Annotated in this window: 23 protein-coding genes; 12 read left to right on the top strand and 11 right to left on the bottom strand. The window is 59.7% G+C overall.

The features are described from left to right. Positions 1-23 precede the first annotated feature (23 nt). The 7 genes from KQ940_RS13975 to gloB form a co-directional block, all read right to left on the bottom strand. The gene (locus KQ940_RS13975; RefSeq protein WP_217414325.1) at positions 24-1,646 is read right to left on the bottom strand and encodes an ABC transporter ATP-binding protein; all 1,623 of its coding nucleotides are present in this window, start codon (positions 1,644-1,646) and stop codon (positions 24-26) included. Continuing rightward, positions 1,643-2,668 carry an ABC transporter permease gene (locus tag KQ940_RS13980; protein WP_217414326.1) on the bottom strand — a complete coding sequence of 342 codons (1,026 nt, stop codon included), beginning with the start codon at positions 2,666-2,668 and terminating at the stop codon, positions 1,643-1,645. Before KQ940_RS13980 ends, KQ940_RS13975 begins: the two co-directional genes overlap by 4 nt. 4 nt (positions 2,669-2,672) lie before the next feature. Further along, on the bottom strand, positions 2,673-3,770 hold the full coding sequence (locus KQ940_RS13985; protein WP_217414327.1) for a microcin C ABC transporter permease YejB: 1,098 nt from the start codon (positions 3,768-3,770) through the stop codon (positions 2,673-2,675). Next, the gene (locus KQ940_RS13990) at positions 3,770-5,575 is read right to left on the bottom strand and encodes an extracellular solute-binding protein (protein WP_343222661.1); all 1,806 of its coding nucleotides are present in this window, start codon (positions 5,573-5,575) and stop codon (positions 3,770-3,772) included. Before KQ940_RS13990 ends, KQ940_RS13985 begins: the two co-directional genes overlap by 1 nt. A gap of 40 nt (positions 5,576-5,615) precedes the next feature. Beyond that, on the bottom strand, positions 5,616-5,888 hold the full coding sequence (locus KQ940_RS13995) for a hypothetical protein (RefSeq protein WP_217414328.1): 273 nt from the start codon (positions 5,886-5,888) through the stop codon (positions 5,616-5,618). Between the two features lie 4 nt (positions 5,889-5,892). Continuing rightward, entirely contained in the window at positions 5,893-7,272 is a 1,380-nt protein-coding gene (locus KQ940_RS14000) for a LysM peptidoglycan-binding domain-containing protein (protein ID WP_217414329.1), read from the bottom strand. Positions 7,273-7,388: 116 nt separating this feature from the next. Next, positions 7,389-8,162 carry a hydroxyacylglutathione hydrolase gene (gene gloB / locus KQ940_RS14005; protein WP_217414405.1) on the bottom strand — a complete coding sequence of 258 codons (774 nt, stop codon included), beginning with the start codon at positions 8,160-8,162 and terminating at the stop codon, positions 7,389-7,391. 172 nt (positions 8,163-8,334) lie between these two features. On the opposite strand from gloB, the gene KQ940_RS14010 reads away from it, so the two are divergent. Genes KQ940_RS14010 through dnaQ form a run of 3 tightly spaced genes read left to right on the top strand, consistent with a single transcriptional unit; the run spans position 8,335 to position 10,306 of the window. After that, positions 8,335-9,111 carry a class I SAM-dependent methyltransferase gene (locus KQ940_RS14010; RefSeq protein ID WP_217414330.1) on the top strand — a complete coding sequence of 259 codons (777 nt, stop codon included), beginning with the start codon at positions 8,335-8,337 and terminating at the stop codon, positions 9,109-9,111. A 41-nt stretch (positions 9,112-9,152) separates the two neighbouring features. Next, on the top strand, positions 9,153-9,593 hold the full coding sequence (rnhA, locus tag KQ940_RS14015) for a ribonuclease HI (RefSeq protein ID WP_217414331.1): 441 nt from the start codon (positions 9,153-9,155) through the stop codon (positions 9,591-9,593). Then, a complete protein-coding gene (gene dnaQ, locus KQ940_RS14020) occupies positions 9,590-10,306 on the top strand; it encodes a DNA polymerase III subunit epsilon (protein ID WP_217414332.1) in 717 nt (238 codons plus the stop codon). The genes rnhA and dnaQ overlap by 4 nt, the downstream gene beginning before the upstream one ends. A gap of 67 nt (positions 10,307-10,373) precedes the next feature. On the opposite strand, the gene nhaB is transcribed toward dnaQ, so the two are convergent. Then, entirely contained in the window at positions 10,374-11,882 is a 1,509-nt protein-coding gene (nhaB, locus tag KQ940_RS14025) for a sodium/proton antiporter NhaB (RefSeq protein ID WP_217414333.1), read from the bottom strand. A gap of 270 nt (positions 11,883-12,152) precedes the next feature. On the opposite strand from nhaB, the gene nudC reads away from it, so the two are divergent. Next, positions 12,153-12,887, top strand: coding sequence for an NAD(+) diphosphatase (nudC, locus tag KQ940_RS14030; protein ID WP_343222663.1), 735 nt, complete (start codon positions 12,153-12,155; stop codon positions 12,885-12,887). Between the two features lie 28 nt (positions 12,888-12,915). Here the strand turns inward: nudC and KQ940_RS14035 are convergent, their stop codons facing one another. After that, positions 12,916-13,248: an SCP2 sterol-binding domain-containing protein gene (locus tag KQ940_RS14035; RefSeq protein WP_217414335.1), complete on the bottom strand. Its 333-nt coding sequence runs from the start codon at positions 13,246-13,248 to the stop codon at positions 12,916-12,918. Positions 13,249-13,352: 104 nt separating this feature from the next. Here KQ940_RS14035 and sohB point away from each other — a divergent pair, with 104 nt between their 5' ends. From sohB to cydC, 7 genes are read left to right on the top strand one after another with little or no spacing between them, the layout of a single operon-like run. Beyond that, positions 13,353-14,417, top strand: coding sequence for a protease SohB (sohB, locus tag KQ940_RS14040; RefSeq protein WP_217414336.1), 1,065 nt, complete (start codon positions 13,353-13,355; stop codon positions 14,415-14,417). A gap of 46 nt (positions 14,418-14,463) precedes the next feature. After that, complete coding sequence (locus KQ940_RS14045) at positions 14,464-15,120, top strand: TetR/AcrR family transcriptional regulator (RefSeq protein WP_246590067.1); 657 nt, start codon at positions 14,464-14,466, stop codon at positions 15,118-15,120. Positions 15,121-15,137: 17 nt separating this feature from the next. Next, positions 15,138-15,602: a L,D-transpeptidase family protein gene (locus KQ940_RS14050; RefSeq protein ID WP_425515641.1), complete on the top strand. Its 465-nt coding sequence runs from the start codon at positions 15,138-15,140 to the stop codon at positions 15,600-15,602. A gap of 7 nt (positions 15,603-15,609) precedes the next feature. Further along, the gene (gene nagZ / locus KQ940_RS14055; protein WP_246590068.1) at positions 15,610-16,626 is read left to right on the top strand and encodes a beta-N-acetylhexosaminidase; all 1,017 of its coding nucleotides are present in this window, start codon (positions 15,610-15,612) and stop codon (positions 16,624-16,626) included. Further along, positions 16,623-17,732 carry a mechanosensitive ion channel family protein gene (locus KQ940_RS14060; protein WP_343222664.1) on the top strand — a complete coding sequence of 370 codons (1,110 nt, stop codon included), beginning with the start codon at positions 16,623-16,625 and terminating at the stop codon, positions 17,730-17,732. Before nagZ ends, KQ940_RS14060 begins: the two co-directional genes overlap by 4 nt. 32 nt (positions 17,733-17,764) lie before the next feature. Then, positions 17,765-19,480: a thiol reductant ABC exporter subunit CydD gene (gene cydD, locus KQ940_RS14065; RefSeq protein ID WP_217414338.1), complete on the top strand. Its 1,716-nt coding sequence runs from the start codon at positions 17,765-17,767 to the stop codon at positions 19,478-19,480. Beyond that, positions 19,477-21,189: a thiol reductant ABC exporter subunit CydC gene (gene cydC / locus KQ940_RS14070; RefSeq protein WP_217414339.1), complete on the top strand. Its 1,713-nt coding sequence runs from the start codon at positions 19,477-19,479 to the stop codon at positions 21,187-21,189. The genes cydD and cydC overlap by 4 nt, the downstream gene beginning before the upstream one ends. Before the next feature lie 38 nt (positions 21,190-21,227). Here the strand turns inward: cydC and KQ940_RS14075 are convergent, their stop codons facing one another. Both KQ940_RS14075 and mfd read right to left on the bottom strand, forming a co-directional pair. Further along, on the bottom strand, positions 21,228-21,800 hold the full coding sequence (locus tag KQ940_RS14075; protein WP_217414340.1) for a CsiV family protein: 573 nt from the start codon (positions 21,798-21,800) through the stop codon (positions 21,228-21,230). Next, a complete protein-coding gene (mfd, locus tag KQ940_RS14080) occupies positions 21,797-25,252 on the bottom strand; it encodes a transcription-repair coupling factor (protein WP_217414341.1) in 3,456 nt (1,151 codons plus the stop codon). Before mfd ends, KQ940_RS14075 begins: the two co-directional genes overlap by 4 nt. A 225-nt stretch (positions 25,253-25,477) precedes the next feature. Between mfd and KQ940_RS14085 the strand changes: the two genes are divergently transcribed. Next, a complete protein-coding gene (locus KQ940_RS14085) occupies positions 25,478-26,914 on the top strand; it encodes a glyceraldehyde-3-phosphate dehydrogenase (RefSeq protein ID WP_217414342.1) in 1,437 nt (478 codons plus the stop codon). Positions 26,915-26,921: the final 7 nt, after the last annotated feature.

The raw sequence follows: 26,921 nt of genomic DNA on the forward strand, positions 1-26,921 counted from the left end.
CATGACAGGTAAAAAAGCCGGCTTCAGAGCCGGCTTTTTTCATCTTGCTCCATCGTGAATCCGGCGGCGGATAGCAGTTCTCGCGTATAGGCATGCTGAGGGGTGAAGAAGATGGCGTCGGCGGGGCCGCTTTCGACCACCTTGCCGTGGTGCATCACCATAACGCGGTGACTTAATGCCCGGACAACGGACAGATCGTGGCTGATAAACAGGTAGCTCAGGCGATAACGGCGCTGTAGCTCGAGCAGCAGCTCAACGATCTGTTTCTGCACCGTGCGGTCGAGTGCCGAGGTGGGTTCGTCCAATACGATCAGTTCCGGTTTCAGTATCAGTGCACGGGCGATGGCAATTCGCTGGCGCTGGCCACCGGAGAACTCATGCGGGTAGCGCTGGCGCACTTCCGGATCGAGGCCGACATCACGTAATACCTGAATGACCCTGGCTTCGACATCGCCCGGGTCCCGTATCCCCTGTACCCCCAATCCCTCCGCAATTATCTCGGCGATCGACATGCGCGGGCTGAGGCTGCCGTAGGGATCCTGAAACACGATCTGCATCTGCTGGCGCAGCGGTTTTATCTCGGCCTGTTTGAGCTGTTCGATCGCCCGGTCTTTGAAGCGGATCTGACCCTTTGATGAGGTCAGGCGCAGCAGCGCCATGGCCAGGGTTGTTTTGCCCGAGCCTGATTCCCCGACGATACCCAGGGTTTCACCGCGCTGCAGTTCAAGCGAGACGCCGTCCACCGCTTTGAAGTGATCGACCGTGCGCTTGAACAGGCCTCGCTGGATCGGAAACCAGACCCTAAGGTGGTCGGTGCGAAGCAGCGGTGCCGGGGTTGAGTTCAGCGGGTGCGGGCGTCCGCTGGGCTCGGCGTCGAGCAGCTTGCGGGTGTAGGGGTGGCTGGGGGACTCGAATAGCGCACGACAGCCCTGCTGCTCCACGATCTCGCCCTGGTACATGACACAGACGTGATCGGCGTAGCGACGCACGATGTTGAGATCATGGGTAATCAACAGCACCGACATGCCTAATTTCTGCTGCAGCTCCCTGAGCAGCTCCAGTATCTGCTGCTGGATAGTCACGTCCAGTGCCGTGGTGGGCTCATCGGCGATCAGCAGTTCCGGTTCGTTGGCCAGCGCCATGGCGATCATGACACGCTGGCGCTGGCCGCCCGAAAGCTCATGGGGGTAGTGGCTCAAGCGCTCCCTGGCATTATCGATACCGACGAGTTCCAGCAGCTCCAGGGCACGGGTACGTGCTTGAGGCCCGTTCATGCCTCTGTGCAGACGCAGCGTCTCGGTAATCTGGCGCTCTATTTTGTGCAGCGGATTGAGCGACGTCATCGGCTCCTGAAAGATCATGCCGACCCGGTTGCCGCGGATCTCGCGCAGGCGGGTTTCGCTGGCCTGCAACAGGTTCTCCCCCTGATACAGTACCCGCCCGCCGGGATAGTTGGCCTGGTGGGGGGGAAGAAGCTTGAGCAGCGACAGTGCCGTGACCGACTTGCCGGAGCCTGATTCGCCGACCAGTGCCAGGGTTTTGCCGCGCTCCAGTGTGAAGCTTACGTTCCTGACCACAGGTTCGCTCTGCGCCGGGTCGCCGAAGCCGACCGACAGCTCTTCGATGGTGAACAGGGTTTGCGTCATAGCATCTTCCTCGGATCGAAGGCGTCGCGTACCGCTTCGCCGATGAAGATCAGCAGGGTCAGCATCAGTGAGAGTGCAATAAACGCTGTTATCCCAAGCCAGGGGGCGTGCAGGTTCTCCTTGCCCTGGGCGACCAGTTCACCCAGTGAGGGGGAGCCGGGCGGCAGGCCGAAGCCAAGGAAGTCCAGTGCCGTCAGGGTGACGATGGCGCTGTTGAAGATGAACGGCATAAAGGTCAGCGTCGCCACCATGGCGTTGGGCAGTACATGCCGATACATGATCAGTTGGTTGCTCAGGCCCAGCGCCCGCGCTGCCCGGACATATTCAAGATTGCGTCCACGCAGGAACTCGGCACGGACCACGTCAACCAGGTTCATCCAGGAGAACAGCAACATGATGCCGAGCAGCCACCAGAAGTTGGGCTCGACCAGGCTGGCCAGGATGATCAGCAGGAACAGCACCGGCAGACCGGACCAGATCTCGATAAAGCGTTGAAACAGCAGGTCGATCTTGCCGCCATAGTAGCCTTGGGTCGCGCCGGCCATGACACCGATCACCGAGCTGATCAGGGTCAGCACCAGGGCAAAGAGTACCGAGATGCGAAAGCCGTAGATTACCCGTGCCAGCACGTCGCGGCCCTGGTCATCTGTGCCCAGCCAGTTCTCCGCCGAAGGCGGGGAGGGGGCCGGGACCGGCAGGTCGTAGTTGATGGTGTCGTAGCTGAAGCGGATCGGCGGCCAGAGTAGCCAGCCGCCGCTGTCGGAGATCAGCGCCTGAATATAGGGGTCCTTGTAGTCGGCCGGGCTGTCGAACTCGCCGCCGAAGGTGAGTTCGGAGTAGTTCACCAGCATCGGGGTGTAGAGTTCGTTGTTGAACTGGACCAGTAGCGGCTTGTCGTTGGCGATCAGCTCGGCGGCGAGACTGAGCAGGAACAGTGCGAGAAAGATCCACAACGACCAGTAGCCGCGGCGGTTGCGCTTGAACGCACGCAGTCGCCGTTGTTGGATGGGTGTCAGCTGCATCCCGTTACACCTCCCGGCTCTCGAAATCGATGCGTGGATCGACGAAGGTGTAGGTGAGATCGGAGATCAGCTTCATGATCAGGCCGATCAGGGTGAAGATATAGAGGGTGCCGAAGATGACCGGGTAATCGCGGTTGATTACGGCCTCGTAACCGAGCAGACCAAGGCCGTCGAGCGAGAAGATCACCTCGATCAGCATGGAACCGGTAAAGAAGATCCCGATCAGTGCGGCCGGCATGCCGGCGATGATCAGCAGCATGGCGTTGCGGAATACATGGCCGTAGAGAACGCCGGATTCGGTAAGACCCTTGGCACGAGCGGTCAGTACATACTGTTTGTGGATCTCGTCGAGGAAGGCGTTCTTGGTCAGCATGGTCAGGGTGGCGAAGCTGCCGACCACCGAGGCGAAAACCGGCAGTGTGATGTGCCAGAAGTAGTCCCGAATCTGCTCGCCCAGGCTCATCTCGTCGAACCCCGGTGAGGTCAGTCCGCGCAGCGGGAACCACTCAAGATAGGTGCCGCCGGCGAACAGGACGATCAGCAGAATGGCAAACAGGAAGTTGGGTATCGCGTAGCCCAGAATCACCAGGCTGCTGGTCCAGACATCGAAGGTGGAGCCGTCTCGCACCGCTTTGCGTATGCCGAGCGGTATGGAGATCAGGTAGGTCAGCAGGGTGGTCCACAAGCCGATCGAGATCGATACCGGCATCTTCTCGATGATCAGTTCGACCACTGTTTTGTCGCTGAAGAAGCTACGGCCGAAATCGAAGCGCAGGTAGTCGCCGAGCATCTTCAGAAAGCGCTCATGGGCCGGCTTGTCGAAGCCATACATCTTCTCTATCTGGGCGATCAGAGCCGGATCCAGCCCTTGGGCGCCCCGGTAGCCGCTGCCGTTGCTGTCTCTCCCGGGCGCGGCTGCGATATCGGATTGTACGCCGGAGCCGATGCGGTTGCTGGCATCGACACCAAGCCCCTGCAGGTGGGCGATGGTCTGCTCGACCGGGCCGCCCGGGGCGAATTGAACGATCAGGAAGTTGAGCAGCAGGATCCCGAGCAGGGTTGGAATCATCAGCAGCAGGCGGCGGACAATATAGGCAGCCATCAGGGTTTAATCCACCAGGTATCGAAGCCAAGATCATAGCGCGGCGCCTGGGCCGGCATGCCGAACTTGTCCCAATAGGCGATGCGGTAGGCGCTGATGTGATACTGCGGGATGACGTAGTGATTCCATTGCAGCACCCGGTCGAGTGCGCGGCAGCGCAGTACCAGCTGCTTGCGGTCGGGGGCCTGGATGATCTGCTCCACCAGGTAGTCGACAGCTGGGTTCTCGATGCCGATATAGTTGCGGCTGCCGGGCTGGCTGGCGGTACTGGAGTGCCAGTATTCGCGCTGTTCGTTACCCGGTGAGTTGGATTGGCCGAAGCCGCTGACGATCATGTCGAAGTCGAATTGACGAACCCGGTTCACGTACTGAGAGACGTCGACAATGCGGATGTGGGCGCTGATCCCCATGCGCTCGAGATTGCGGATCATCGGCGAGACCACGCGCTCGAAGCCTTTCTGCACCAGCAGAATCTCGAAATCGAAGGTCTCTCCCTGCTGGTTCTTCAGCACCCCGTTGTCGAGCTCCCATCCCGCTTCGCGCAGCAGACGCAGTGCTTGGCGCAGTTGGCCACGGATCTGGCCGTCGCCGTTGGTGGTCGGTGCCTTGTAGACTTGGGTAAAAACCTCGGGTGGAACCTGATCCCGTATCGGTTCCAGTATTTTCAGCTCCTCCTCCGTAGGCAGTTCGGTGGCGGCCATCTCGGAGTTTGCAAAGTAGCTGTGGCTGCGGGTGTAGGCACTGTAGAACAGGTTCTTGTTGGTCCACTCGAAATCAAAGGCGTAGGCGAGTGCCTCGCGCACCCTCGAGTCGCTGAACAGCGGGCGTCGGGTGTTCATGATGAACGCCTGCATGCCGGCCGGGTTCTGGTTGGGAACGGATCTCTTGATGATGCGGCCGTCATCGAAGGGTGTACCGGTATAACCGGTGGCCCAATCCTTGGAGGTGTACTCCTGACGGAAGTCGTACTCGCCGGCCTTGAACGCTTCCAGGGCAACGGTGGTATCGCGGTAATAGTCGTAGGTGATGGTAGCGAAATTGAAACGGCCGCGGTTGACTGGTAGATCTCTCCCCCAGTAGTCCGGATTGCGCTTAAAGGTCACCGAGCGGCCGGCATCGAAACTGTCGATGATATAGGCGCCGGAACCGACAGGGAGATCCAGGCTGGGTTTGGTGAAATCGCGCTTTTCCCAATAGTGCTTAGGCAGGATAGGGATCTCGCCGACAATCAGCGGCAGCTCCTTGTTGTCGGTGTTGCCGAATTCGAAACGCACGCGGGTTGGCGTCAACGCCTTGATGTCGGTGATGCCGGCGTAATAGGCGCGATAGAAGGGCGCTCCCTGTTCACGCAGCAGTTTAAAGGTGTAGACCACATCCTCTGCCTGTACCGGCTCGCCATCGCTGAAGCGGGCGTTGTCGTGTAACTCGAACTCTATCCAGCTGCGATCCTCCGGCAGGTAGATCGCCTTGGCCAGTTGGCCGTACTCGGAAAACGGCTCGTCCTGTGACTTGGCCGTCAGGCTGTCGTAGATAAGGCCGATTCCGTCCGCCTCGGTGCCCTTGATAATAAACTGGTTGAAGCTGTCGAAGGTGCCGAACGCGGATAATCGGACATCACCGCCCTTGGGGGCGTCAGGGTTGGTGTAGTCGAAATGGGTAAAATCGCCGGCATATTTCAGGTCGCCGTGCATGGCGATGCCATGGGTGGCGAGCGGCATTTCGTTGGCGAGCGAAGCACCGGAAAAGGTCAGGGTCAGTGAGGTAATCAGTGCGTGAATGAGGGAACGGGATTTACGATAATACACTGCATACTCCCTGTAATATCAGTTGCTTGCAGATAGATTCTTACTGATCAGGTGAGACAGTCGTTTGGCGCTCCGGTTCAAAATCTTGGGCCAGCTGTTCGAGTCTACGATGACGTTCGGCGCGCTTGATACCTGCCTCACGCAGTGACAGGTCGGTAGCCATCAGCTGTGAGTGCAGCTGCATGTCCTGCCCGGATAGGCCGCGTATCAGGTCCTGATCGATCCAGCGCTGGATGCGGCGAAACAGGTACCATTTGAACGCGACCGCAAGCACGACCGAAACGACGATGATAAATAGACTAAGACTGTCCATGGGTTCAACCCGGATCACGACTCTCTGGATAAAGGATCAGATCTTGTCCGGGGCGCAGGCTGCGGACATCACTGATGCTGTTCCAGTCTGCCAGTTGCTCGGTGCTTACGCCATAGCGCTGTGCGATTTTCCAAAGGTTGTCGCCACTGCTTACGCGGTGAACCTGCTGTTTGCCCTGTTCCTGCTGCCGGGCGGCAACGGAGGTTACGGTATTGCCGGGGGATGGGATCAGCAGGCTTTTACCGGCGCGGATTCGATTTGAGTCAAGCTTGTTGCTTTTACGAATCACCGCGACACTGGTATTGAACTGCGCTGCGATTCCGGACAGCGTATCGCCGGACTTGATCTGGTAATGGGCCCAGCGCACCCGCTCGGATGGGGGGAGGTTGCTCAAACCTTCGCGCAGCCGGTCGGCGTTGGCGACCGGAACCAGCAAGCGGTGGGGGCCTTCCGGGTCGGTAGCCCAGCGGCTAAAGCCCGGATTCAGGCGTTTGATCTCGTCCAGTTCAACGCCGGCCAGGCTGGCGGCCTTGGCCAGATCTATCTGGCCATCCAGATCGACAATATCGAAATAGGGGGTGTTGTTGAGTTTGGGTAGTTCAACGCCCAGCTGGTCTGCGTTTTTGACCAGCCGTGCCACCGCGATCAGTTTGGGAATGTAGCGGCGTGTCTCTCGCGGCAGTGACAGATGCCAGTAGTCAGTTGCCTTACCCTTACTGGTATTACGCTTTACCGCACGCGCGATGCAGCCCTCGCCGCAGTTGTATGCCGCCAGTGCCAGCAGCCAGTCACCCTCGAAGCGGTCGTTGAGGTATTCAAGGTAGTCCAGGGCCGCGTCGGTCGATTGGACGATGTCCCGGCGACCGTCATACCACCAGTTGCTCTTGAGGCCGAACAGTGCAGCGGTGCTGGGGATGAATTGCCAGGCGCCGGCGGCATGGCTGGGTGAGACCGCCTGTGGGTTATAGCCGCTTTCAATAAAGGGTAGAAGGGCGAGTTCGGCCGGCAGGTTGCGCTCGAGTACTTCGCTAAGCACGAAATAGTAGTAACTTTCAGCTCGCTCAGACGCCTGTGCCATGTAGCGGCTGTGCTTGAGGTACCATTTCAGTTGATCGTCGACACTGGGTTGGTCGATAACAGGCTCTAGCTTCAGATTCTCTCGGGTTAACGTCCACAGGTCGCTAACAGGGCGCGCGGAGGGGGGCGCCGTTGCCTGGAGCTTGCGGTGCCCCTGGCGCCACTGTGCGACGCTCTCGGCCTGGGGCAGATCACCCTGAAAGGCGCCCAGACTCTGCGGTTGGGTTTTGGTCGACGCTGTTTGACAACCCGCCAGTATCAGGCCACAAACAAGCGTGGCCACGGCCTTGTGAATACCTGGCTTCAAACCCCAACCCCCTGAAATGCAAAATAATCTGCCGCATTTTATGGGTGTGTCGCATTTGCGTCAAACTTAAGCCGGAGATGGGGTGCTGTTTGAATCTTTGAGCAGGTTGGTGAGCGTCAGAAGCGGTTTTTCCACTCGCGCAGAGTCGCTAACACCTCGACCGGATCCGCCTGTCCGATGCCGGCGTGCTGCCGGGCTGCCGCGATTACAGCGTCCTCTGCCGTCCGCATAAAAGGGTTGATCCGTTTTTCGCTGCCGATGGTGGAGGGAAGCGTGGGGCGGTCCTGCTCTCGCTGCACCTTGCACTGTTCAATGATCGCGTCGATCGCCGGGTTTTTTGGCTCAACCGCTTTGGCAAACATCAGGTTGGCCAGGGAGTACTCATGGGTGCAGTAGACAAGAGTGGCGTCGGGTAGCGATGCAAAATAGTTCATGGCATCGTGCATCTGGGCCGGCGTTCCCTCAAACAGTCGGCCGCAACCGGCCAGAAACAGCGTGTCGCCGCAGAACAGCTGGGGTTGCTCCCCAGGTTGGAAGTAGCTGATATGGTCAAGGGTATGCCCCGGTACCGCTCTGATCTCGAGCCGCTGACCGAGTAGCTCGATCTGCATGTTGTCGCTCAGTTGATGCGTAATACCGTTGAACGGTGAGTTTTCGGGGCCATATACGGGAATCCCGCGATGCGCGGTGAGATCGTCTACGCCACCTGTGTGGTCGGGGTGGTGATGGGTGATCAGGATTGCGGCGAGGGAGAGATTGTTTTGTGCAAGATACTGTTCAACCGGTGCTGCATCGCCTGGGTCAACCACGGCAACCTGGCCGGGCTGGTCACCCTGCAGAGCCCAGATGTAATTGTCTCGAAAGGCGGGAATGGGCGCTACGTTGTACATGTTGTCTGCCTCTTGCTGAAAAACGGAACTTGCCATGCAGGTGTTCTATTATCCGGCCAGTATGACGCCTCGGTGTTTAAGAGCTGGCCCGGACACTATAGACTTGTAGGCGGTCAGGGTACTTTATAATGACAGGTGATGTTAATCGCGTGTTGGCGAAACCAGAGCAGATATGACCTTCCACCAGCCCCTCAATATCAATCAGTTGACCCCGGCAATCATGCAATGGTTCGATTCGCCCCTGGGCCGGGAGTTGTTAGAAGTCGAACAGACACTGCTGGAGCAGGTTTTGCCGACGCTTTTTGGTTATCACCTGCTTCAGATCGGGGTCGATAGCCGCAAGTCCATGTTCGATGCCAGCCCTGTGCCCCATCGTATTCTGCTTGGGCCGAGCCTCGAGCTGGGCATGGGCAAGCGTTCCATCGTGGCTTCTAACAGTGAGCTGCCGGTGCAGAGCGATTCGATGGATGTCGTGCTGCTTCATCACGCACTGGATTTTGCCGAGAATCCGCATCAGGTGCTGCGCGAGGCGGCCCGTGTACTCAGGCCAGGTGGGCATTTGGTGATCATGGGTTTCAATCCGGCGAGTCTGTGGGGTATTGCCCGCTACCTGCGCCGGCGCAAACAGGTCCCCTGGTCAGGGCATTTTATTCGCCACGGCCGGCTGCAGGATTGGCTGGGGCTGCTGGAGTTGACCGAGGTTCGTTCCATGTCCGACTTCTACATGCCGCCCTTCGAGAGTATTCGTTGGCGCCAGCGCTGCGCCTGGTTGCGCACTCTGGCCAAGCGAGCGCCAGCCCACTCCGGTGCGGCGCTGGTCGTTGTTGCACGCAAGGATGTGCCCGGCATGACGCCGCTGCGCACACCCTGGCGCCGCAAGCTGATCAGCCTGCCGGTCATAGAGCCAAAACCCACGGCGCGAGGCCATATGCGGTCGCGGCGTCGTTAGCTTTGTACCGTTAGTTTTGTAAACAAAGGGAAAGTCACGATTTGAAAGTGGTTGAAATATTTACCGATGGCGCCTGCAAGGGGAATCCAGGGCCCGGAGGTTGGGGGGCTATTCTGCGTAGCGGCAAACATGAGAAGGAGCTGTACGGAGGCGAACCTCATACCACCAACAACCGGATGGAGATGACAGCTGCGATTGAGGCATTGGCGGCGCTTAACCAGCCATGCAAGGTCAGGCTGACAACCGACTCGGAGTACCTGCGTAAAGGGATCACGGAGTGGTTGGCGGGCTGGAAGCGCAAGGGGTGGAAAACAGCTTCACGTCAGCCGGTTAAGAACGCGGATCTCTGGCAGATGCTGGATCAATTGGTATCAAAGCATGAAATAAGTTGGGAGTGGGTTAAAGGCCACAGTGGCCACCCGGAGAATGAACGCGCCGATCAGCTGGCGAACAGGGGTGTAGAGGAGTTTGGTAAGCGATGAGTACACGGCAGATCGTGATGGATACGGAGACCACGGGTCTCGAGCCGGAGCAGGGGCATAATATCATCGAGATCGGCTGTGTCGAGATGGAGCGCAGACGTGTAACCGGTAATACCTACCACCAGTACATCCGGCCCGATCGTGAGGTGGATGCCGAGGCGATGGCGGTACATGGCATCAGCAATGAGTTCCTGGCCGACAAGCCCTCCTTTGCCGATATTGCTGACCAGTTTCTCGACTTTGTACGCGGCGCCGAGCTGATCATCCATAACGCGGCGTTCGACATTGGCTTCCTTGACAAGGAGCTGGAGCGTAACGGTTACGCCGAGCGGATGGCCGATATCTGCACGATTACCGACTCGCTGGCGTTGGCGCGGCGTAAGCACCCCGGTGCAAAGAACAATCTCGACGCCCTATGTAGACGCTACGAGATAGATAACTCACATCGAGAACTGCATGGCGCATTGCTCGACTCGGAGATCCTGGCCGACGTTTATCTGGCGCTGACCGGTGGTCAGACCTCTCTCCAGCTTGGTCAGGAGGGCAGTGGCGGCGACGAGGGCGGTGGCGAACCTCTGCGGCGAGTAGAGGGAGCGGCGGACCTGGTCGTGGTAACGGCCAGTGCCGAAGAGCAGGCAGAGCACGAGGCGTTCCTGAACCTGCTGGATAAAAAGGTGGGTGGCAGCTGCGTGTGGCGTAGCTCGACAGAATAGTCCTCAGTGAAACTGCCATGATAAAAAAACGCGGGGGATCCCGCGTTTTTTTCTGCCCGGTTTAAAGTTAATGCAGTTTCACCAGGACCATGGTAAAGGCTACGCCGCTCATGACCACCGTGTAGGGCAGTGCCATCCATACCATGCGGCCGTAGGATAGGCGGATCAACGGAGCCAGTGCCGACGTGAGCAGGAACAGGAAGGCTGCCTGCCCATTGGGCGTCGCCACGCTGGGGATGTTGGTGCCGGTGTTGATCGCTATCGCCAGACTGTCGAAATGCTCGCGGCTGATGTCGCCGCTTTTATAGACATCGACGACCTCGTTGATGTAGACAGTTGCAACAAACACGTTGTCGCTGATTGCGGAGAGTACGCCGTTGGCGATAAAGAACAGGCCGGGTTGCCGGGATTCTTCCATCGCCAGTACCGCGTGGATGATCGGCTGGAACAGGTGTTGTTCGTGGATCACGGAAACGATGGTGAAGAACACCACGAGCAGCGCGGTGAACGGCAGTGCCTCTTCGAAGGCGTGCCCGATCTGATGCTCCTCCGTGATACCGTTGAATGCTGTCAGCAATACGATAACGGTGAGGCCTATAAGTCCGACTTCGGCGAGGTGGAAGGCCAGTGCCAGTACAAGGAAGATGGCAACAAGAATCTGCACGATAAGAATCGCATGGTCGCGTTTGGTCTGCTTCTTATCTTGCTCCAGGGCGTATTCGAGGAGGATATTACGGACCGAGCGAGGCAAGCGGGCACCGTAGCCAAAAATCTTGCTCTTCTCCAGCAGTACACAGGTGATCAGGCCAGCCGCGAGGACGGGCATGGTTACAGGCGCCATCAGCTTGAAGAACTCAACGAAGTCCCAGCCCGCTTTCTGCGCGATCAGCAGATTCTGCGGCTCTCCGACCAGCGTGCAGACGCCGCCCAGCGCGGTTCCGACGGCGCCATGCATGAGCAGGCTGCGCAGGAAAGCGCGAAAAGTCTCGAGATCGCTGCGCTTGTCCTCCTGAACCTGGCCATCGTCGGAGTGGTCATGATCGACGAGTTCCATCTGCTTTCCGGATGCGACCTTGTGGTAGACCGCATAGAATCCTACCCCCACGCTGATCAGAACCGCGGTGACGGTCAGTGCGTCGAGGAAGGCGGATAGAAATGCGGCGGAAAGGGAGAAGAGCAGGGCCAGGGTTGATTTCGACTTTACTTTTAGCAGGATGAGGGTAAATACCCAGAGCAGCATGCTTTTCATGAAGTAGATCCCTGCTACCATGAACATCAATAGCAGGATCACCTCCAGGTTGCCCGCTACTTCGTGGTAAACGGACTCCGGCGATGCAAGGCCGATCAGTACCGCCTCGATGGCCAGTAATCCGCCGGGTTGCAAGGGATAACACTTCAACGCCAGCGCCAGAGTAAATATGAACTCGAAGATCAGCAGCCAGCCGGTGACTGCAGGGCCTACTACGTAAAGCAGGATAGGGTTTAGGATCAGGAATCCGACAACTGCCTGCTTGTACCATATTGGCGAGTTGCCTAGAAAGTTGCGCATGAGCGCCTTTGTCAACGTTTGGCTCATTGGGTATGGGTTCCTTAGCTTTATCTCAAATGCTCTGTATGAGGGCCTTTGTAGTTGCTTTAATTAGGCCTCATGAACACTTCGAACTGTCCGCCCTCGAAGTATCCCGTGTCCGGGTGGTGAGTATCTCATGCGGGGGCATAAATAGAGTTGCTTCACGACAAGTGGTGGTGAAGAGTCTCCGGGGTCCGTGACAGAGCGGGCCAATCCTAGCAGCAGATTGCCAATCGAGGAAGTCGCACCGAGGTGCGAGATGAAATGGGGGAAGTGGTGAAATATCTGGTAAGTCATCAAGGGAAGCTGCTGTCGGATCGATTTTCCGAGCCGCTGTTTGGCGTGCGGCCATTCGATGATGTCGAGTGCGAAGCGCAATACCCGCTGGCCGAGGGTGTGAGCCTGTTGGTTTTGGAAACAGAGCCGCCGGAACTGCTGGCTCTGGATCTTAGAAGCAAACTGGCGGAGGTCGACGAGACTGAGTTTGGGTTGCTCGCGCGGGCTGCGCAGATTGCCGTCTGGCACGATCGGCATCGTTACTGCGGACACTGCGGAACTGCTGTTGAGGCGGATGCCGTTGAGCTGGCCAAGGTGTGTCACGCCTGTGGCTTGAGCGTATATCCCCGGATATCACCCTGCATCATCGTGCTGGTGGTCGATGGCGAGCGGTGTCTGCTCGCACACAATCCGCGCTTTCCGCCAGGGCGGTTCAGTACGCTTGCCGGGTTTATCGAGGCGGGCGAAAGTGCAGAGGCGGCGGTGGCAAGGGAGATACGCGAAGAGGTCGGTGTCGAGGTGTGTAATATACGTTATGTCACCAGTCAGGCCTGGCCCTTTCCGCACTCGCTGATGCTCGGTTTCCTGGCAGACTATGCCGGCGGTGAATTGACCCCGGATGGTGTGGAGATCACGGAAGCGGGCTGGTTCACGCGTGATAACCTGCCCGACTTGCCGCCGCGCTTCGCGATTTCACGGCTGCTGATCGAGCGGTTCATCGAAGGTCGATACTGAAGTGCGTCGCGCTTGCGGGCGGGGAGTGTTAGCGCTTGTGTCCACTGAACAGCTTGCTCAGGCGCGTCGCCAGCATGACGTTGCCCTCTGCACGCAGTTGGCCTTTCATGAACGCGCTCATGCCATCCTGCTCGCCGGTCACGACGCGGATCAGCGTGGCTTCGTCGAGATGCAGCGTTATATCCGGATCCTGATGTTCTCCCGACTGTCCTGTGCACTGCTGATCGGCGATGGCGATGTAGAAGGGGGCGGCGTCGCTTAGCTGGAACTGGAAGGTCGCCTTCAGGCCCGTCGCCTGCTCGGGGTTGAATCGGGATGGAAGCTTTTCGATGATCTGTTCTACAGTGATGGCGGTGCTCATGAATGGGGAGGGCCCTGTTCGAAAACGGTGTTTTAATCGGATGTTATGTTACAGTACGCGCCCCCGCAGCGCTAATACCGTGTGTTGCGTGACAGGAGAGAGTTGTGAGCGAATTTCTTGCTGATTATGGCCTGTTTTTGGCCAAGACATTGACCGTTATTATCGGCATTCTGCTTGTTCTTTCGGGCGTAGGGTCTCTGGTGGCAAGACGCAGAGAGGCGCGAGAAGGGCACGTTGAAGTCAAGAACCTTAACCAGCATCTCGAAGAGATGCAGCAGGATATCGAAGACGAGGTTTTTGACGAGCAGCGTTTAAAACAGCTGCACAAAGAGCAGAAAAAAGCAGACAAGCGTGAGGCCAAGGAGCGCAAGAAGGCGTTGAAGAAGGGCGAGGAACCGGCGCCCGAGCGCAAGCGCCTATTCGTGCTCGATTTCGATGGCGATCTGCACGCCTCGCAGGTGGACTGGCTGCGCGAGGAGATCAGCGCGGTGTTGACGCTGGCGCGGAAGGAGGATGAGGTGGTCGTGCGCCTCGAGAGCGGTGGCGGGCTCGTGCATGGCTATGGCCTGGCGGCCTCGCAGCTTGAGCGAATTCGCAAGCGTGAAATACCGCTGACAATCTGTGTCGATAAGGTCGCGGCGAGCGGTGGCTATATGATGGCCTGTATCGGCAACAAGCTGATCGCAGCGCCTTTTGCCTTGGTCGGGTCGATCGGGGTCGTGGCGCAACTGCCGAACTTTCATCGTCTGCTGAAAAAACACGATGTCGACTACGAGGTATTCACCGCTGGTGAATATAAGCGCACGCTGACGCTGTTTGGTGAGAATACAGACCATGGGCGGAAGAAGTTCGTCGAAGAGCTCGAGGATACGCACGGCCTGTTCAAGGAGTTCGTACGAGAATACCGCCCGGCCCTCGATCTGGAGAAGGTGGCCACCGGTGAAGTATGGTTCGGCCGCCGGGCGCTGGATATCGGCCTGATCGATGAGGTGGGGACCAGTGATGACTACCTGTTCGAGGCTTGTGAAAACGCCGATGTCTTCCAAGTTCGTTACGAACTGAAAAAGGGGTTGCAGGAGCGCCTGAGCGAGTTCTCGGTGCAGGTGGCGGATCGCACCCTCAATCGGCTTGCCCAGCGGCTGTACAACAGTCGTTTCTGGTCGCGTTGAGCAGGGTGGTATGGGCGGTGATAGAAGGGTGGTAAGTGAGGTAAGGATGAATATGCAGGAATCGGATACAGCAACACGGATCGTGCTGGCGGCGGAGGCGCTATTCGCCGAGCAGGGATTCATCGAAACCACTATGCGTCAGATTACCGCGCGAGCGGAGGTTAATCTGGCTGCGGTCAATTACCATTACGGTTCCAAGAATGGATTGATCGAAGCCGTTGCACAACGCTTTCTCGAGCCTCTGTGCGATCAGCTCGACCAGCGGCTGGCTGATCGGAATATTCAGGGAAATCAGTTTCCCAGTGTCGAAGAGCTGCTGGAGATCCTGATGCGTGCGCTGCTGGTGGTGAAAGAGGTCAATCCGCATGCATTGTCGCTGTTCATGCGCTTGCTGGATCTGGCTTATGCTCCGGGACAGGAGGGGCTGCGGGCTTTCCTGATCCGGGGGTATGGCCGCCGGGTTCAACCGCTGATTGAGCTGGTGCGGCGCAATGCGGCTCCGGTCGAGGAGGACGAGTTCTTCTGGCGCCTGCATTTCCTGCTCGGTGCGATGATATTTACGCTGTCCAACTATGCCACGCTCAGCGCTTTTTCCGCACCGGAGTCCGAGGTGGATGTCGAACGCACGCTTCACCGCATGATACCGGTGATCAGTGCGGGCTTTCAGGCGCGCGGTGAGTCGACCTGGTTCTGTAAGGTCTGATTGTGAAACGGCTCGAGATCTCACTGTCCGGACAGCGGATAGACCTGTTTGAAGAGGAACAAGAGATCGGATCCTGGCCCGTATCCACCGCCTCCAACGGCGCAGGGGAGATCAATGGCAGCGGCTGTACGCCGCGTGGTGCGCACTATATTCGCGCCTGTATCGGTGCCGGTGAACCGGAGAATGCGGTGTTCATCGGTCGTCGCCCCACCGGGGAGATCTACTCTCCCGCGCTGGCCGGCGCGCATCCTCAGCGGGACTGGATCCTGACCCGCATCCTGTGGCTTTGTGGCCGGGAGCCGGGAGTTAACCGGCTGGGTAACCGCGATTCACAGCGACGCTATATCTATATTCATGGAACTCCCGACAGCGAGCCGATGGGAATCCCGCGTTCTCATGGTTGTATTCGCATGCGTAATCGCGACCTGATCCAGTTGTTCGATCTGGTCTCTCCCGGCACGCCTGTCGACATATACGAATGAGGACATTATGACCATCGGATCACTGATGCTGGACCTGGAGGGGCTGGAGCTGAGCGCCGAGGAGGAGCGGTTGCTGGCTCAGCCAGAGGTTGGTGGGCTGATCCTCTTCGCCCGCAACTACGCCGCGCCCGAACAGCTGCATACCCTGATGAAGCAGGTTAGAACGGTGCGTCCGGAGCTTCTGGTCGCGATCGATCAGGAGGGCGGGCGCGTACAGCGAATTCGCACGGGAGCCACCGTGCTGCCACCGATGGCCGCGCTGGGCAAGCTTTGGCAGCGAGACGCGAAGCAGGCGGTTGAGCATGCTCGCGAGCTGGGTTGGCTGATGGCGGCGGAGCTGCGTGAATTCGATATCGATTTCAGCTTTGCACCGGTGCTCGATATCGACTGGTCGCGCAGCGGCGTGATCGGCGATCGGGCCTTTGCCGACTCTATTGAAGGGGTGGCAGAGCTGGCGACCGGTTTCATGCTGGGGATGCACGACGCGGGTATGGCGGCTACCGGCAAACACTTCCCCGGGCATGGCTGGGTTCAGGCCGATTCCCATCTGGAGATTCCGGTGGATGAGCGGCCCGGGGAGCAGCTGGAGTCTTGCGATATGCAGCCCTTCGCCCGGCTGATCGAGGCCGGGCTCGATGCGATCATGCCCGCCCATGTGATCTATTCGCAGCTGGATGCTGATCCTGCGGGGTTTTCCAGCTATTGGTTGCGTGAGCAGTTGCGTGGGCGGCTGGCATTTGATGGTGTGATCTTCAGCGACGATCTGACCATGGAGGGGGCCAGTGTTGCCGGTGGTTTCCCCGCACGGGCGGAGAAGGCATTGCACGCCGGATGCGACATGGTGCTGGTCTGCAACCATCGGGCGGGAGCGCTTGAGGTGTTGGATTATCTGCAGGCCACCGGCATTGCGGCGTCACCGCGTCTGGAGCGGATGCGGGCCGGGCCGAAGATCGTTCATGACCTGGCCAGATTGCAGCGTGCGCGCCATATCGCCGGGCGATTGCGCGGGGAGGTGTCGGCGTGAACGAGCAGGCTGTATTCAACTGGCTGGATCCGTTGATCGCCTATATGCCTGTGTTTCAGGACTACCGTTGGCAGTTGGCCGTGCTGTTGCTAACGCTGGGCTCGCTGCTGGTGGCGCTGATTGTGGATCGCATCCTGTGCCGCCTGGTCAGTACGTTGGCGCGCACCTCGCCGGTGTGGGACGATCTGCTGATCGATGCGCTGCGGCACCCGCTTATCCTGCTGATCCTGATGCTGTCGCTGACGCTGTCGCTGCAGCTCTCCGCCCCACACCTGCAGATGGTCGAGAGCGAGCTGCCCAGCCGCGTACGCGAGGTGGGGTTTATCCTGCTGTTGAGCTGGGCGCTGATCCGCTTTGTGGTCCGTGCCGAGGAGGCGATTCTACATCGCGACAGCAGTATCGATCGCACCACGGCGGATGCGATCTGCAAGCTGGTCAAGTTGATCATCGTTGTCCTTACCGCGCTGGTGTTGATGCAGTACCTCGGTTACAGCATCTCCGGTATTTTGGCGTTCGGCGGTATCGGGGGGCTGGCGGTCGGTTTTGCGGCCAAGGATCTGCTGGCCAACTTTTTTGGCGGGTTGATGATCTATCTGGATCGCCCGTTCAAGGTGGGTGACTGGGTGCGCTCGCCGGATAAGCAGATCGAAGGTGTGGTGGAGAGGATCGGCTGGCGGCTGACGATTATCCGCACCTTCGATCTGCGTCCGCTGTATATCCCCAATGCAACCTTCGCCAGTATCTCGGTGGAGAACCCCTCGCGCATGACCAATCGCCGCATCTACGAGTATGTCGGCGTGCGCTATGAGGATGCCGGGGTGGTCAAGCAGGTGGTGGACCGAATTCGGGAGATGCTGATCGCCCACCCCGAGATCGACGAGCACAGCACGCTGTTCACTCAACTCAACCGATTCGGTCCCTCGTCGCTGGATATCATGATCTACTGTTTCACCCATACTACCAATTGGGGGCGCTACCTGGAGATCCGCGAGGATGTGATGCTTCGTATCATCGATATCATTGATGAGCTGGGCGCCGAGATCGCCTTCCCGACCACTACGGTGCATCTGCAGGAGCAGGCGCCAGGTGCTGTCGAGCCCGGTTGATCGGCAGGGGGTGAGCATGAAGGAGTTCCCGCGTGACATCACGAACTGAAGGTCGCAATCGCGCGCGCTGGTTGAAGTCCTGTGCCGCTGCGCAGCGGCATTGGGTGCTCCTTTCGGTTTTGGCCGGCCTGGGTGGAGGTTTGGCCATGGTGCTGCAGGCCGGCCAGCTGGCTGGCGTGATATCCGGCATCGTCAGCGGCGGTGAAATGTCGCAGTACCGATCCGCATTTGCGTTACTGCTGCTGGCTATCCTGTTGCGGGCGGCGCTGGGCTACCTGCGCGAGTGGAGTGGTGTGCGCGCATCGCTTGGAGTGCGCAGGCGAATGCGAACCGAACTGCTGGCCAAACTGGACCGGCTGGGGCCGGGTTACTGCCATTCCCGGCAGACCGGCGACCTGAGTACGCTGCTGCTCGAGCAGGTTGAGGCGCTGGACGGATATTTTTCGCGTTATCTGCCACAGATGTGGCTGTCGGTGACGCTGCCTTTGCTGATTTTGCTGTTTATCCTGCCGCTTAACTGGGCGGTGGCCCTGATCTTCCTGCTGACGGCCCCGCTGGTGCCGCTGTTCATGGCGCTGGTGGGGATGAAAGCCGCGGCGGCAAACCGGCGCAACTTCCAGGCCTTGGCCAACATTTCCGCCTATTTTCTCGATCTCGTGCAGGGCGTGGCGACACTCAAACTGTTTCAGCGCAGTCGCGGTGAGGCTCGCGTGCTGGGGCAGGTATCGGAGGCGTTTCGCTTGCGTACCATGGAGGTGTTGCGGCTGGCTTTCCTTTCCTCCGCGGTACTGGAGTTCTTCGCCTCGGTATCGATTGCGTTAACGGCGGTATACCTGGGCTTCAGTTTTCTCGGGGAGTTAAGTTTTGGCGCATGGCAGGGTCCGATTACGCTCTACCAGGCGCTGTTTATCCTGCTGCTTGCGCCGGAGTTTTATCTGCCGTTGCGTGAGCTGGGTACCCATTACCATGCCAAGCAGGAGGCGATGGCCGCCAGCGAGCGTTTGAAAGCGTTGCTGGATGAGACCGAGCATGCGGTAAAGGGCGGGGATCTGGTGCTTGAGCCCGGGCCGGTCGAGATCGAGTTTCGTGATCTCGGTCTGACCTATCCTGGACGTGAGCAGCCGGTGCTCAAAGGCCTGAACCTGCGGCTGGCGGCCGGCGAGCGGGTTGCGATTCGTGGTCCCAGTGGAGCCGGCAAATCCTCTTTGATGAACCTGCTGCTCGGTTTTTATCCGCTCAACAAGGGAGAGCTGCTGGTCAATCGACGCCCCTTGGCGCAACTTGAGCGCGATGGCTGGTTGCAGGCTATCGCCTGGGTCAGTCAGCAAACGACGCTGTTTGCCGGTACTTTGCGCGACAACCTGACGCTGGCGCGTGCCGATGCCAGTGACGAAGAACTGATGCAGGCCTGTGTCGATGCGCATGTCGTCGAGTTTCTGGATCGTCTGCCTGCGGGCCTCGATACCGAGGTCGGTGAAACGGGGCACGGGCTGTCGGGCGGCCAGATCCAGCGCATAGCCTTGGCCCGGGCGTTTTTGAAGGATGCACCGCTCTTGCTGCTGGATGAGCCGACGGCGAATCTGGATGCGCAGAGTGAGTCGCTGGTGCTGGATGCGTTGGCACGCCTCAGTCAGGGGCGTACGGTGCTGATCCTGACTCATCGGGAGGCGGCGCAACTCAATGCCGACCGGGTGCTGGAGCTGGTTGACGGAGATCTTGTGGCGGTTGAGAGCGGGAGGGTGTCATGAAGCTGCTCTGGCCCTATATTCGGCAGATGCGCGCCCATATCGGTTGGGTGGTGCTGGGCTCGTTGCTGGGGTTGCTGACGCTGCTGGCCAGTATCGGCTTGCTGACCTTGTCTGGCTGGTTTATTACCGCCACCTCGTTGGCGGGCGTCGCGGTCAGCTTTAACTTTTTTACCCCGGGCGCCGGGGTCCGGGGCTTTGCCATTTTGCGCACGCTGGGCCGGTATGGCGAGCGCCTGGCCACGCATGAAGCCACCTTCAGGCTGATCGCGCGCCTGCGGACCTGGTTTTACCAGCGCATGGAGCCGCTGCGGCCGGCGCGGCTGAATGCGATAGGCTCCGCCGAGCTGCTCAACCGACTGATCGCCGATATCGGCGCGCTGGATAATCTCTACCTGCGCATTCTGTCGCCGACGCTGATTGCGCTGTGCGTGGTTGCGCTGGTGTGTGGCTTCCTCTACCTGTACAGCGGCTCCCTGGCGCTGATTGCGCTTTGCGGTTACCTGGCTGCCGGGTTGCTGGTGCCGCTCCTTGGCTACTGGCTGGGGAGTGAAAAGGGGGCTGAGCAAGCCAGGACCCAGGCCCGGTTGCGCACCCGAATGGTCACGCTGATTCAGGGTATGGCGGATCTGCGCATCTATGGCGGCATGGCGCGTGCTCAGGCGCAGATCGACCAGGCTCAGCACGCGTTTCTTGATACCCAGGCGCAGATGGGGCGTGTCAGTGCCCTGGTCAACAGCCTTATGCTGCTGGTGGTCGGCGGCACCCTGGTCGCGGTGTTGGTCGAAGGCGTCAGCCTGGTTCAGGCGCAGCAGTTGCAGGCGATTGAGCTGGCCTTTCTGCTGTTCTGTGTGCTGGCCTCGTTTGAGGCTGTGATCTCGCTGCCGCTGGCATACCAGTATCTCGGAAAAACCCGAGAGTCCGCGGCGCGCTTGGCCGTTGTAGCGGAAAAAGAGGCTGAGCGGCTGTTTCCCGAACAGGGGGCTGAGCCGATCCGCCCCGGCACCATCCGCTTTGAGGCTGTCGAGTTCGCTTATGGGCGCCACAGCCGCGCACTCGACAATGTGAGCTTCAATATCGAGCCGGGCGAAAAGGTGCTGGTATTGGGGCACTCCGGCAGTGGCAAGAGTTCGCTGATCAACCTGCTGGTGCGCTTTTGGGATCCGGATTCGGGCAGTATCGAACTGGGCGGCAGGCCGATAGCGTCCTATAACGAAGAGGTGTTGCGCGGACAGGTCAGCGTCATGGGGCAGCCGGTGCAGCTGTTTGCCGGCACCATTCGCGACAACCTGAAGATAGGCCGCGATAGCGCCAGTGACGAGGAGATGCTCGATCTGCTGGAGCGCTTGAGGTTGACCCAGGCGCTGGACGGTCAGGGACTCGATTACCAGGTGGGTGAGGCTGGATCGCGGCTGTCGGGCGGCCAGCGCAAGCGGTTGGCACTGGCCCGTGCGCTCTTGCGTGAGGCGCCGATCCTGCTTCTGGATGAGCCTACCGAAGGGCTGGATCCGCAAACGGAACAAGCGGTGCTGGAGCTGATACTTCACTACCGGGCGGATCAGACGGTGCTGCTGATCAGTCATCATGCCGCTGCGCTGGCGTACTTCGACTCCACGATTCTGATGGACCGTGGGCAGGTGTTGGAGCAGGGGAGTATAAAGCGGCTGCTCGAGGATCCGGGCAGCCGTATCAGCCAGCTCAAATCACTTTAATCACGTTGAGCTGGCTGCAAAGGGTTGTGCTATCGGGCTCAGTTGAGCGGCTTGATCACGACCAGCATGCCGAAGTGGGGATGATCCAGATAGTGCAGTTGTTCAGAGCGCATCCGGCGTGACTGCTGCAGCCGGTAACGCACAGGGAGCGCCTCGACGGCGGCATCGCGGCTGAGCAGCAGGTCAGGTTTGAAGTGCAGGTAGCGCCCGCGATCCACCTTGATTACGCCATCCACGCGGCCGTCAGCGGTGTCGATACGGACACTGGGGTTGCGTCCGGTGCTGACGTTCTGGAACCAGCCGCTGTGCCATAGGATCTGGAACCCTTCACGTCTCAGTCGCGCGGCATCGTCACCCAGAGCCAGGCGCTCCCTGGGCAGGGCTTCGAGCTGGCTGAAGGGGGCTCCGTCGTAAGGGCTGGGGTACCGTGCGTCGGCGATCGCGGGCGGCGCCCGTTCCGGATCCATGGCGTCATAGGGCTGCGCGCCGTCACCGTATGTGTTCTGGGTGAAGATGAGCACTTCTATGGTGTAGTCGCCCTCTGCGGCCCAGGCTGGCAGCGTCCAGCACATGAGCAGCGTGAGTAACAGGGCGTTGAATCTCGTGGTCATTTGTCATCCTCATTGGGTGTCAGCTGGCTTAACAGGCCTTCGATGCAGTGGAAGCGATCGTCCGGCTTGGCCATGGGCAGAGTGAAACGCAGCGCGCTGGCGCCGTCCAGTTTATACCGGTTGGGTTGCTGTTGTACCAGCATCACCAGGGTCAGCGGCTCGACCCGGGTGTCGCTGCCGAACTCAAGGCGGCCACCGCGATCATTGGCTTCGAGCTTCTCGATCCCCAGCTCATCGGCTCGCAGCTTTATCGCCGTCAAACGGAACAGGTTACGCGTTTGTGGCGGCAGCAGACCAAAGCGATCGATCATCTCCACTTGCAACTCATCCAGCGCCTTGGCGCTGTTGGCGTTGGAGATCCGCTTATACATGATCAGGCGGTTGTGCACGTCCGGCAGATAGTCATCGGGGATCAGTGCCGGAAGGCGCAGGTTGATCTCGCTGCCGTGGCTCATCGGCTTGTCCAGGTTCGGTGTTTTACCCTCGCGGATCGCCTGGATCGCCTGATCCAGCATCTCCATGTACAGGCTGAAACCGATGCTCTGGATCTGGCCGCTCTGCTCCTCGCCGAGCAGCTCGCCGGCACCGCGGATCTCCAGGTCATGGGTGGCCAGAGTGAAGCCCGCGCCAAGGGTGCTGGATTGGCTGATCGCCTCCAGACGCTTGGCGGCATCGGGGGTCATCGCCTTGGGCGGCGGTGTCAGCAGGTACGCGTAGGCCTGGTGGTGTGAACGGCCGACGCGGCCGCGCAGCTGATGCAGCTGGGCCAGACCGAATTTGTCGGCGCGCTCGATGATGATGGTGTTGGCGTTGGGCACGTCGATACCTGTCTCGATGATGGTGGTGCAGACCAACACGTTGAAGCGCTTGTGGTAGAAATCGGTCATCACCTGCTCGAGTTCGCGCTCGCGCATCTGGCCGTGGCCGATGGCAACACGGGCCTCGGGTACCAGTTCGGCGACGGCGCGCGCTGACTGTTCGATGGTTTTGACTTCATTATGCAGGTAGTACACCTGTCCACCACGCAGCAGCTCACGCAGGATCGCTTCCTTCAGCAGCGGCTTGTCCGATTCCCGGACGAAGGTCTTGACCGACAGGCGGCGCGCCGGCGGCGTGGCGATGATCGACAGATCGCGGATGCCGGACATCGCCATATTAAGCGTTCGCGGAATCGGCGTGGCGGTCAGAGTCAGAATGTCGACCTCGGCACGCAGGGATTTCAGGCGCTCCTTCTGCTGTACCCCGAAACGGTGCTCCTCATCGATGATCACCAGCCCCAGCGTCTTGAACTGCAAGTCGCCCTGAATCAGCTTGTGGGTGCCGATCAGTATGTCGACCTTGCCTTCACTGAGGTCGCTGGCGATCGCCTGCTGCTGCTTGGCGCTGCGAAAGCGCGAGATCAGCTCCACATTGACCGGCCAGTCGGCGAAGCGGTCGCGGAAGTTGTCGTAGTGCTGCTGTGCGAGCAGGGTGGTGGGCACCAATACCGCGACCTGCTGTCCGGCCTGTACGGCCACGAAGGCCGCGCGCATCGCGACCTCTGTCTTGCCGAAGCCTACGTCGCCGCAGACCAGGCGATCCATCGGCTGGGGCGCGCGCATATCGCGAATTACGGCATCGATGGCGTTGGCCTGATCGGGAGTCTCCTCGAACGGGAAGCCAGCGGCAAACTGCCGGTAGGACTCCTCGGGGCATTCGAAGCTTTTGCCCTCGCGGGCGGCGCGGCGGGCATAGATATCGAGCAGTTCGGCGGCGCTGTCGCGCACCTTCTCGGCGGCCTTGCGCCGTGCCTTGCTCCACTGCTCGGTACCCAGGCGGTGTAGCGGCGCTGCTTCATCGGAAGCGCCGGAGTAGCGGCTGATCAGGTGCAGCGAGGATACCGGCACGTACAGCTTGGCGTTATTGGCGTATTCCAGCGTAAGAAATTCATTGACCTCGCCCTCGGTGGCGATGGTCTGCAAACCCAGGTAGCGGCCCACGCCGTGATCGATATGCACCACCGGCGAGCCGATACTGAGCTCCGACAGGTGGCGTACCGACTGATCGCTGTCGGTCTGTTCCCGCTCACGGCGGCGGCGCTGGAACACCTGCTGGCCGAACAGCTGGGTCTCGGTGACCACCTGCAGCGATTCGCGCAGGTTCAGTCCCTGCTCCAGCGGGTAGACGCAGATGCCCAGCGCGCTGGGTGCTGCGCTAAAGTCAGCCCAGCCCTGGTACTCTTTAAGTTTCAGTCCGGCGCGGTTGGCCAGGTTCAGCAGCGCCTCACGACGACCGGCCGACTCGGCGCACAGCAGTAGCGTCTGGCCCGATTCTTCATGAAGTTTTTTGAGCAGAGCCAGCGGCTCGTTGCTGCCCTGGGGGGCGGTCAGATTGGGCGGTGGATCGCAGGGCAGGTTATCACGCCCGGGGCGGCGCTCCTCTTCATCCTGGTTCAGTCGGATAATGGGATAGGCGCGGAGCGCGGTATTCAGGGCTTCCGGTGGCAGAAACAGCTGGTCCGGTGCGATTACCGGGCGTTGCACATCCCAGGCTCGCTCCGAATGGCGCGACTGAACCTCCTGCCAGAACTGCTGAGCGGCCTCGTTCAGACCGGACTCCTGGATCAGCAGGGTGTTGTTGGGCAGGTAGTCGAACAGCGTGGCGCAGTGGTCGAAAAACAGCGGCAGGTAGTATTCGATACCGGCCGGGGTCAGGCCTGAGGCGACATCCTGGTACACCGGGCAGCGGGTGTAGTCGACGTCGAACAGCTCGCGCCAGCGCTGTTTGAAGCGGTTGATCGCGTCCTTGTTGAACGGGTACTCGCGTGCCGGCAGCAGGCGGATCCGCTCGATCTGCTCCACCGAGCGCTGAGTTTCCGGGTCAAAGGTGCGCAACGTGTCGATCTCGTCATCGAACAGATCGATACGGTAGGGTGTGTCGCTCCCCATCGGGAACAGGTCGATCAGTGCGCCGCGGATGGCAAACTCACCGTGCTCGTACACGGTATCGACCAGAGAGTAGCCGGCATCGGTCAGTCGTGAACGCATCTGTTCCGGATCGAAGCGCTGTCCGCGCTCCAGCCAGAGCGAGTTGCCGGTGACGAAGCTGGGTGGCGCGATGCGCTGCATCAGGGTTTGCGCCGGTACCACCAGAACACCGCTGCTCATCTCCGGTAGCTTGTACAGCGCTTCGATCCGGGTCGAGATGATGTCCTGATGCGGCGAAAAGTTATCGTAGGGCAGGGTTTCCCAGTCGGGGAACAGGTGTACCGGGTACTGCCTGTCACCAAAGAAACCGATCTCGCTGCGGGCGCGGGCGGCGCTTTCGCTGTCGCGACAGACCAGCAGGATAGGCCCCTTGTGCTGCTCGCTGATCGCGCGGATCAGCAGCCCGGTGGCGCTGCCGAGTACCTGGCCAATGCGTTTGATGTCGCCAGGGCTGTGAGGTAGCGGGGGCTGAAAACGGCTGGGCACGCGTGACTCCTTATTAACGACCCGTTGGAGAGCAGCCTATTCTAACGGCGCACGCACTAATTCGCAGCCCGAATCGCAGCTCGAAAGCCGACGGATTGCACTGCAGAGGTGAGAAAATGGCGGGAGTGGTACAAAAGTCTAGGATCGGTTGTTTGCCCAGGGCCGCATAAACAGGGATAATACGCGCACCCAAATTGAGCTGACACAATTTCGGAGTTTCCGCCTGTGACCCAAGAACTGATTTTAGCCGACTGGAATGCTCGTGAAGCGATCGCTGAAGCGATGGTACCCCTGGTCGGTCGTCTATACCGTGATCGCAACGTTGAGATATCAATTTACGGACGATTGATCGTAAAGCGCTCCGTGATCGATATCCTCAAAGCCCACCGTTTCGTGCGTCAGGTAGAAGGCGAAGAGCTGTCCGTGGTCGACACCTTCCCGGTGCTCGAAGCGGTTAGCGAGATGAGCGTCAACGAGGCTCATATCGATATCGGCAAGCTGGCGGTCAAATTCCGCGCAGAGGGCGCCGGTCGGCCGCTTAAAGAGTTTCTTGCCACTGAGCTGGCCGGTGCTACCGTCCAGGGTAACGGTCGGCCGTCCACCGATGTGGTGCTTTACGGTTTCGGTCGCATCGGTCGCCTGCTGGCGCGTTTGATGATCGATCGCTCCGGCGCCGGTCACTCGCTGAGCCTGAAGGCGATTGTGGTGCGCAAGGGTAGTGCACCCAACGATCTGGAAAAGCGTGCTAGCCTGCTGCGTCGTGACTCCGTGCACGGCTCGTTCAAGGGTACCATCCTGGTCGACGAAGAGAGCCAGTCGCTGATCGTCAATGGTAACCTGATCAAGGTGATCTTTGCCGATGCCCCGGATACGATCGATTACACCCAGTACGGCATCAACGATGCGCTGGTCATCGATAACACCGGTAAATGGCGTGACCAGGAAGGGCTGTCTCTGCACCTGAAGTCGAATGGGGTTGCGCGCGTGATCCTGACCGCCCCGGGCAAGGGTGTGAAAAATATCGTCATGGGCGTCAACGATGGCGATGTGCTCGATAGCGACACCATCCTGTCCGCTGCATCCTGCACCACCAACGCGATCACCCCTATCCTGAAGGCGATGAACGACAAGTACGGTGTTGCCAACGGTCACGTTGAAACCGTTCACTCCTACACCAACGACCAGAACCTGATCGATAACTACCACAAGGGTGATCGTCGCGGTCGTGCCGCGGGCCTGAACATGGTTATCACTGAGACCGGTGCTGCCAAGGCGGTATCCAAGGCGCTGCCCGAACTGGAAGGCAAGCTGACCGGTAACGCGATCCGCGTGCCGACGCCGAACGTCTCCATGGCGATTCTGAACCTCAACCTCGAAACTGCGGTTGAGAAGGATGAGCTGAACGATTACCTGCGCAACATCGCGTTGCACTCCAAGCTGCAGAAGCAGGTCGACTACAGCAACTCTCCTGAAGCCGTGTCCAGCGATTTCGTCGGCTCCCGCGCTGCAGGGGTGGTTGATGGTCTGGCCACCATCGCCAGCGGCAAGAGTTGTGTGCTGTACGTTTGGTACGACAACGAATTTGGCTACAGCTGCCAGGTCGTGCGTTTGGCGCAGCGAATCGCCAAGTGCACGCTGCCGGCTTACCCGATCGAAGCCTGATCCGGTA

The organism is Marinobacterium ramblicola (assembly GCF_019084545.1).
GTDB lineage: Bacteria > Pseudomonadota > Gammaproteobacteria > Pseudomonadales > Balneatricaceae > Marinobacterium_D > Marinobacterium_D ramblicola.

Excerpts from the sequence above, each read along its gene's own strand:
- KQ940_RS13985 (WP_217414327.1), bottom strand. The coding sequence starts at position 3,770 with ATGGCTGCCTATATTGTCCGCCGCCTGCTGCTGATGATTCCAACCCTG.
- KQ940_RS14075 (WP_217414340.1), bottom strand. The coding sequence starts at position 21,800 with ATGACCACGAGATTCAACGCCCTGTTACTCACGCTGCTCATGTGCTGG.
- dnaQ (WP_217414332.1), top strand. The coding sequence starts at position 9,590 with ATGAGTACACGGCAGATCGTGATGGATACGGAGACCACGGGTCTCGAG.
- nhaB (WP_217414333.1), bottom strand. The coding sequence starts at position 11,882 with ATGAGCCAAACGTTGACAAAGGCGCTCATGCGCAACTTTCTAGGCAAC.
- KQ940_RS13975 (WP_217414325.1), bottom strand. The coding sequence starts at position 1,646 with ATGACGCAAACCCTGTTCACCATCGAAGAGCTGTCGGTCGGCTTCGGC.
- KQ940_RS13995 (WP_217414328.1), bottom strand. The coding sequence starts at position 5,888 with ATGGACAGTCTTAGTCTATTTATCATCGTCGTTTCGGTCGTGCTTGCG.
- gloB (WP_217414405.1), bottom strand. The coding sequence starts at position 8,162 with ATGTACAACGTAGCGCCCATTCCCGCCTTTCGAGACAATTACATCTGG.
- cydC (WP_217414339.1), top strand. The coding sequence starts at position 19,477 with ATGAAGCTGCTCTGGCCCTATATTCGGCAGATGCGCGCCCATATCGGT.
- KQ940_RS14045 (WP_246590067.1), top strand. The coding sequence starts at position 14,464 with ATGAATATGCAGGAATCGGATACAGCAACACGGATCGTGCTGGCGGCG.
- KQ940_RS14010 (WP_217414330.1), top strand. The coding sequence starts at position 8,335 with ATGACCTTCCACCAGCCCCTCAATATCAATCAGTTGACCCCGGCAATC.
- KQ940_RS14035 (WP_217414335.1), bottom strand. The coding sequence starts at position 13,248 with ATGAGCACCGCCATCACTGTAGAACAGATCATCGAAAAGCTTCCATCC.
- KQ940_RS13980 (WP_217414326.1), bottom strand. The coding sequence starts at position 2,668 with ATGCAGCTGACACCCATCCAACAACGGCGACTGCGTGCGTTCAAGCGC.
- nagZ (WP_246590068.1), top strand. The coding sequence starts at position 15,610 with ATGACCATCGGATCACTGATGCTGGACCTGGAGGGGCTGGAGCTGAGC.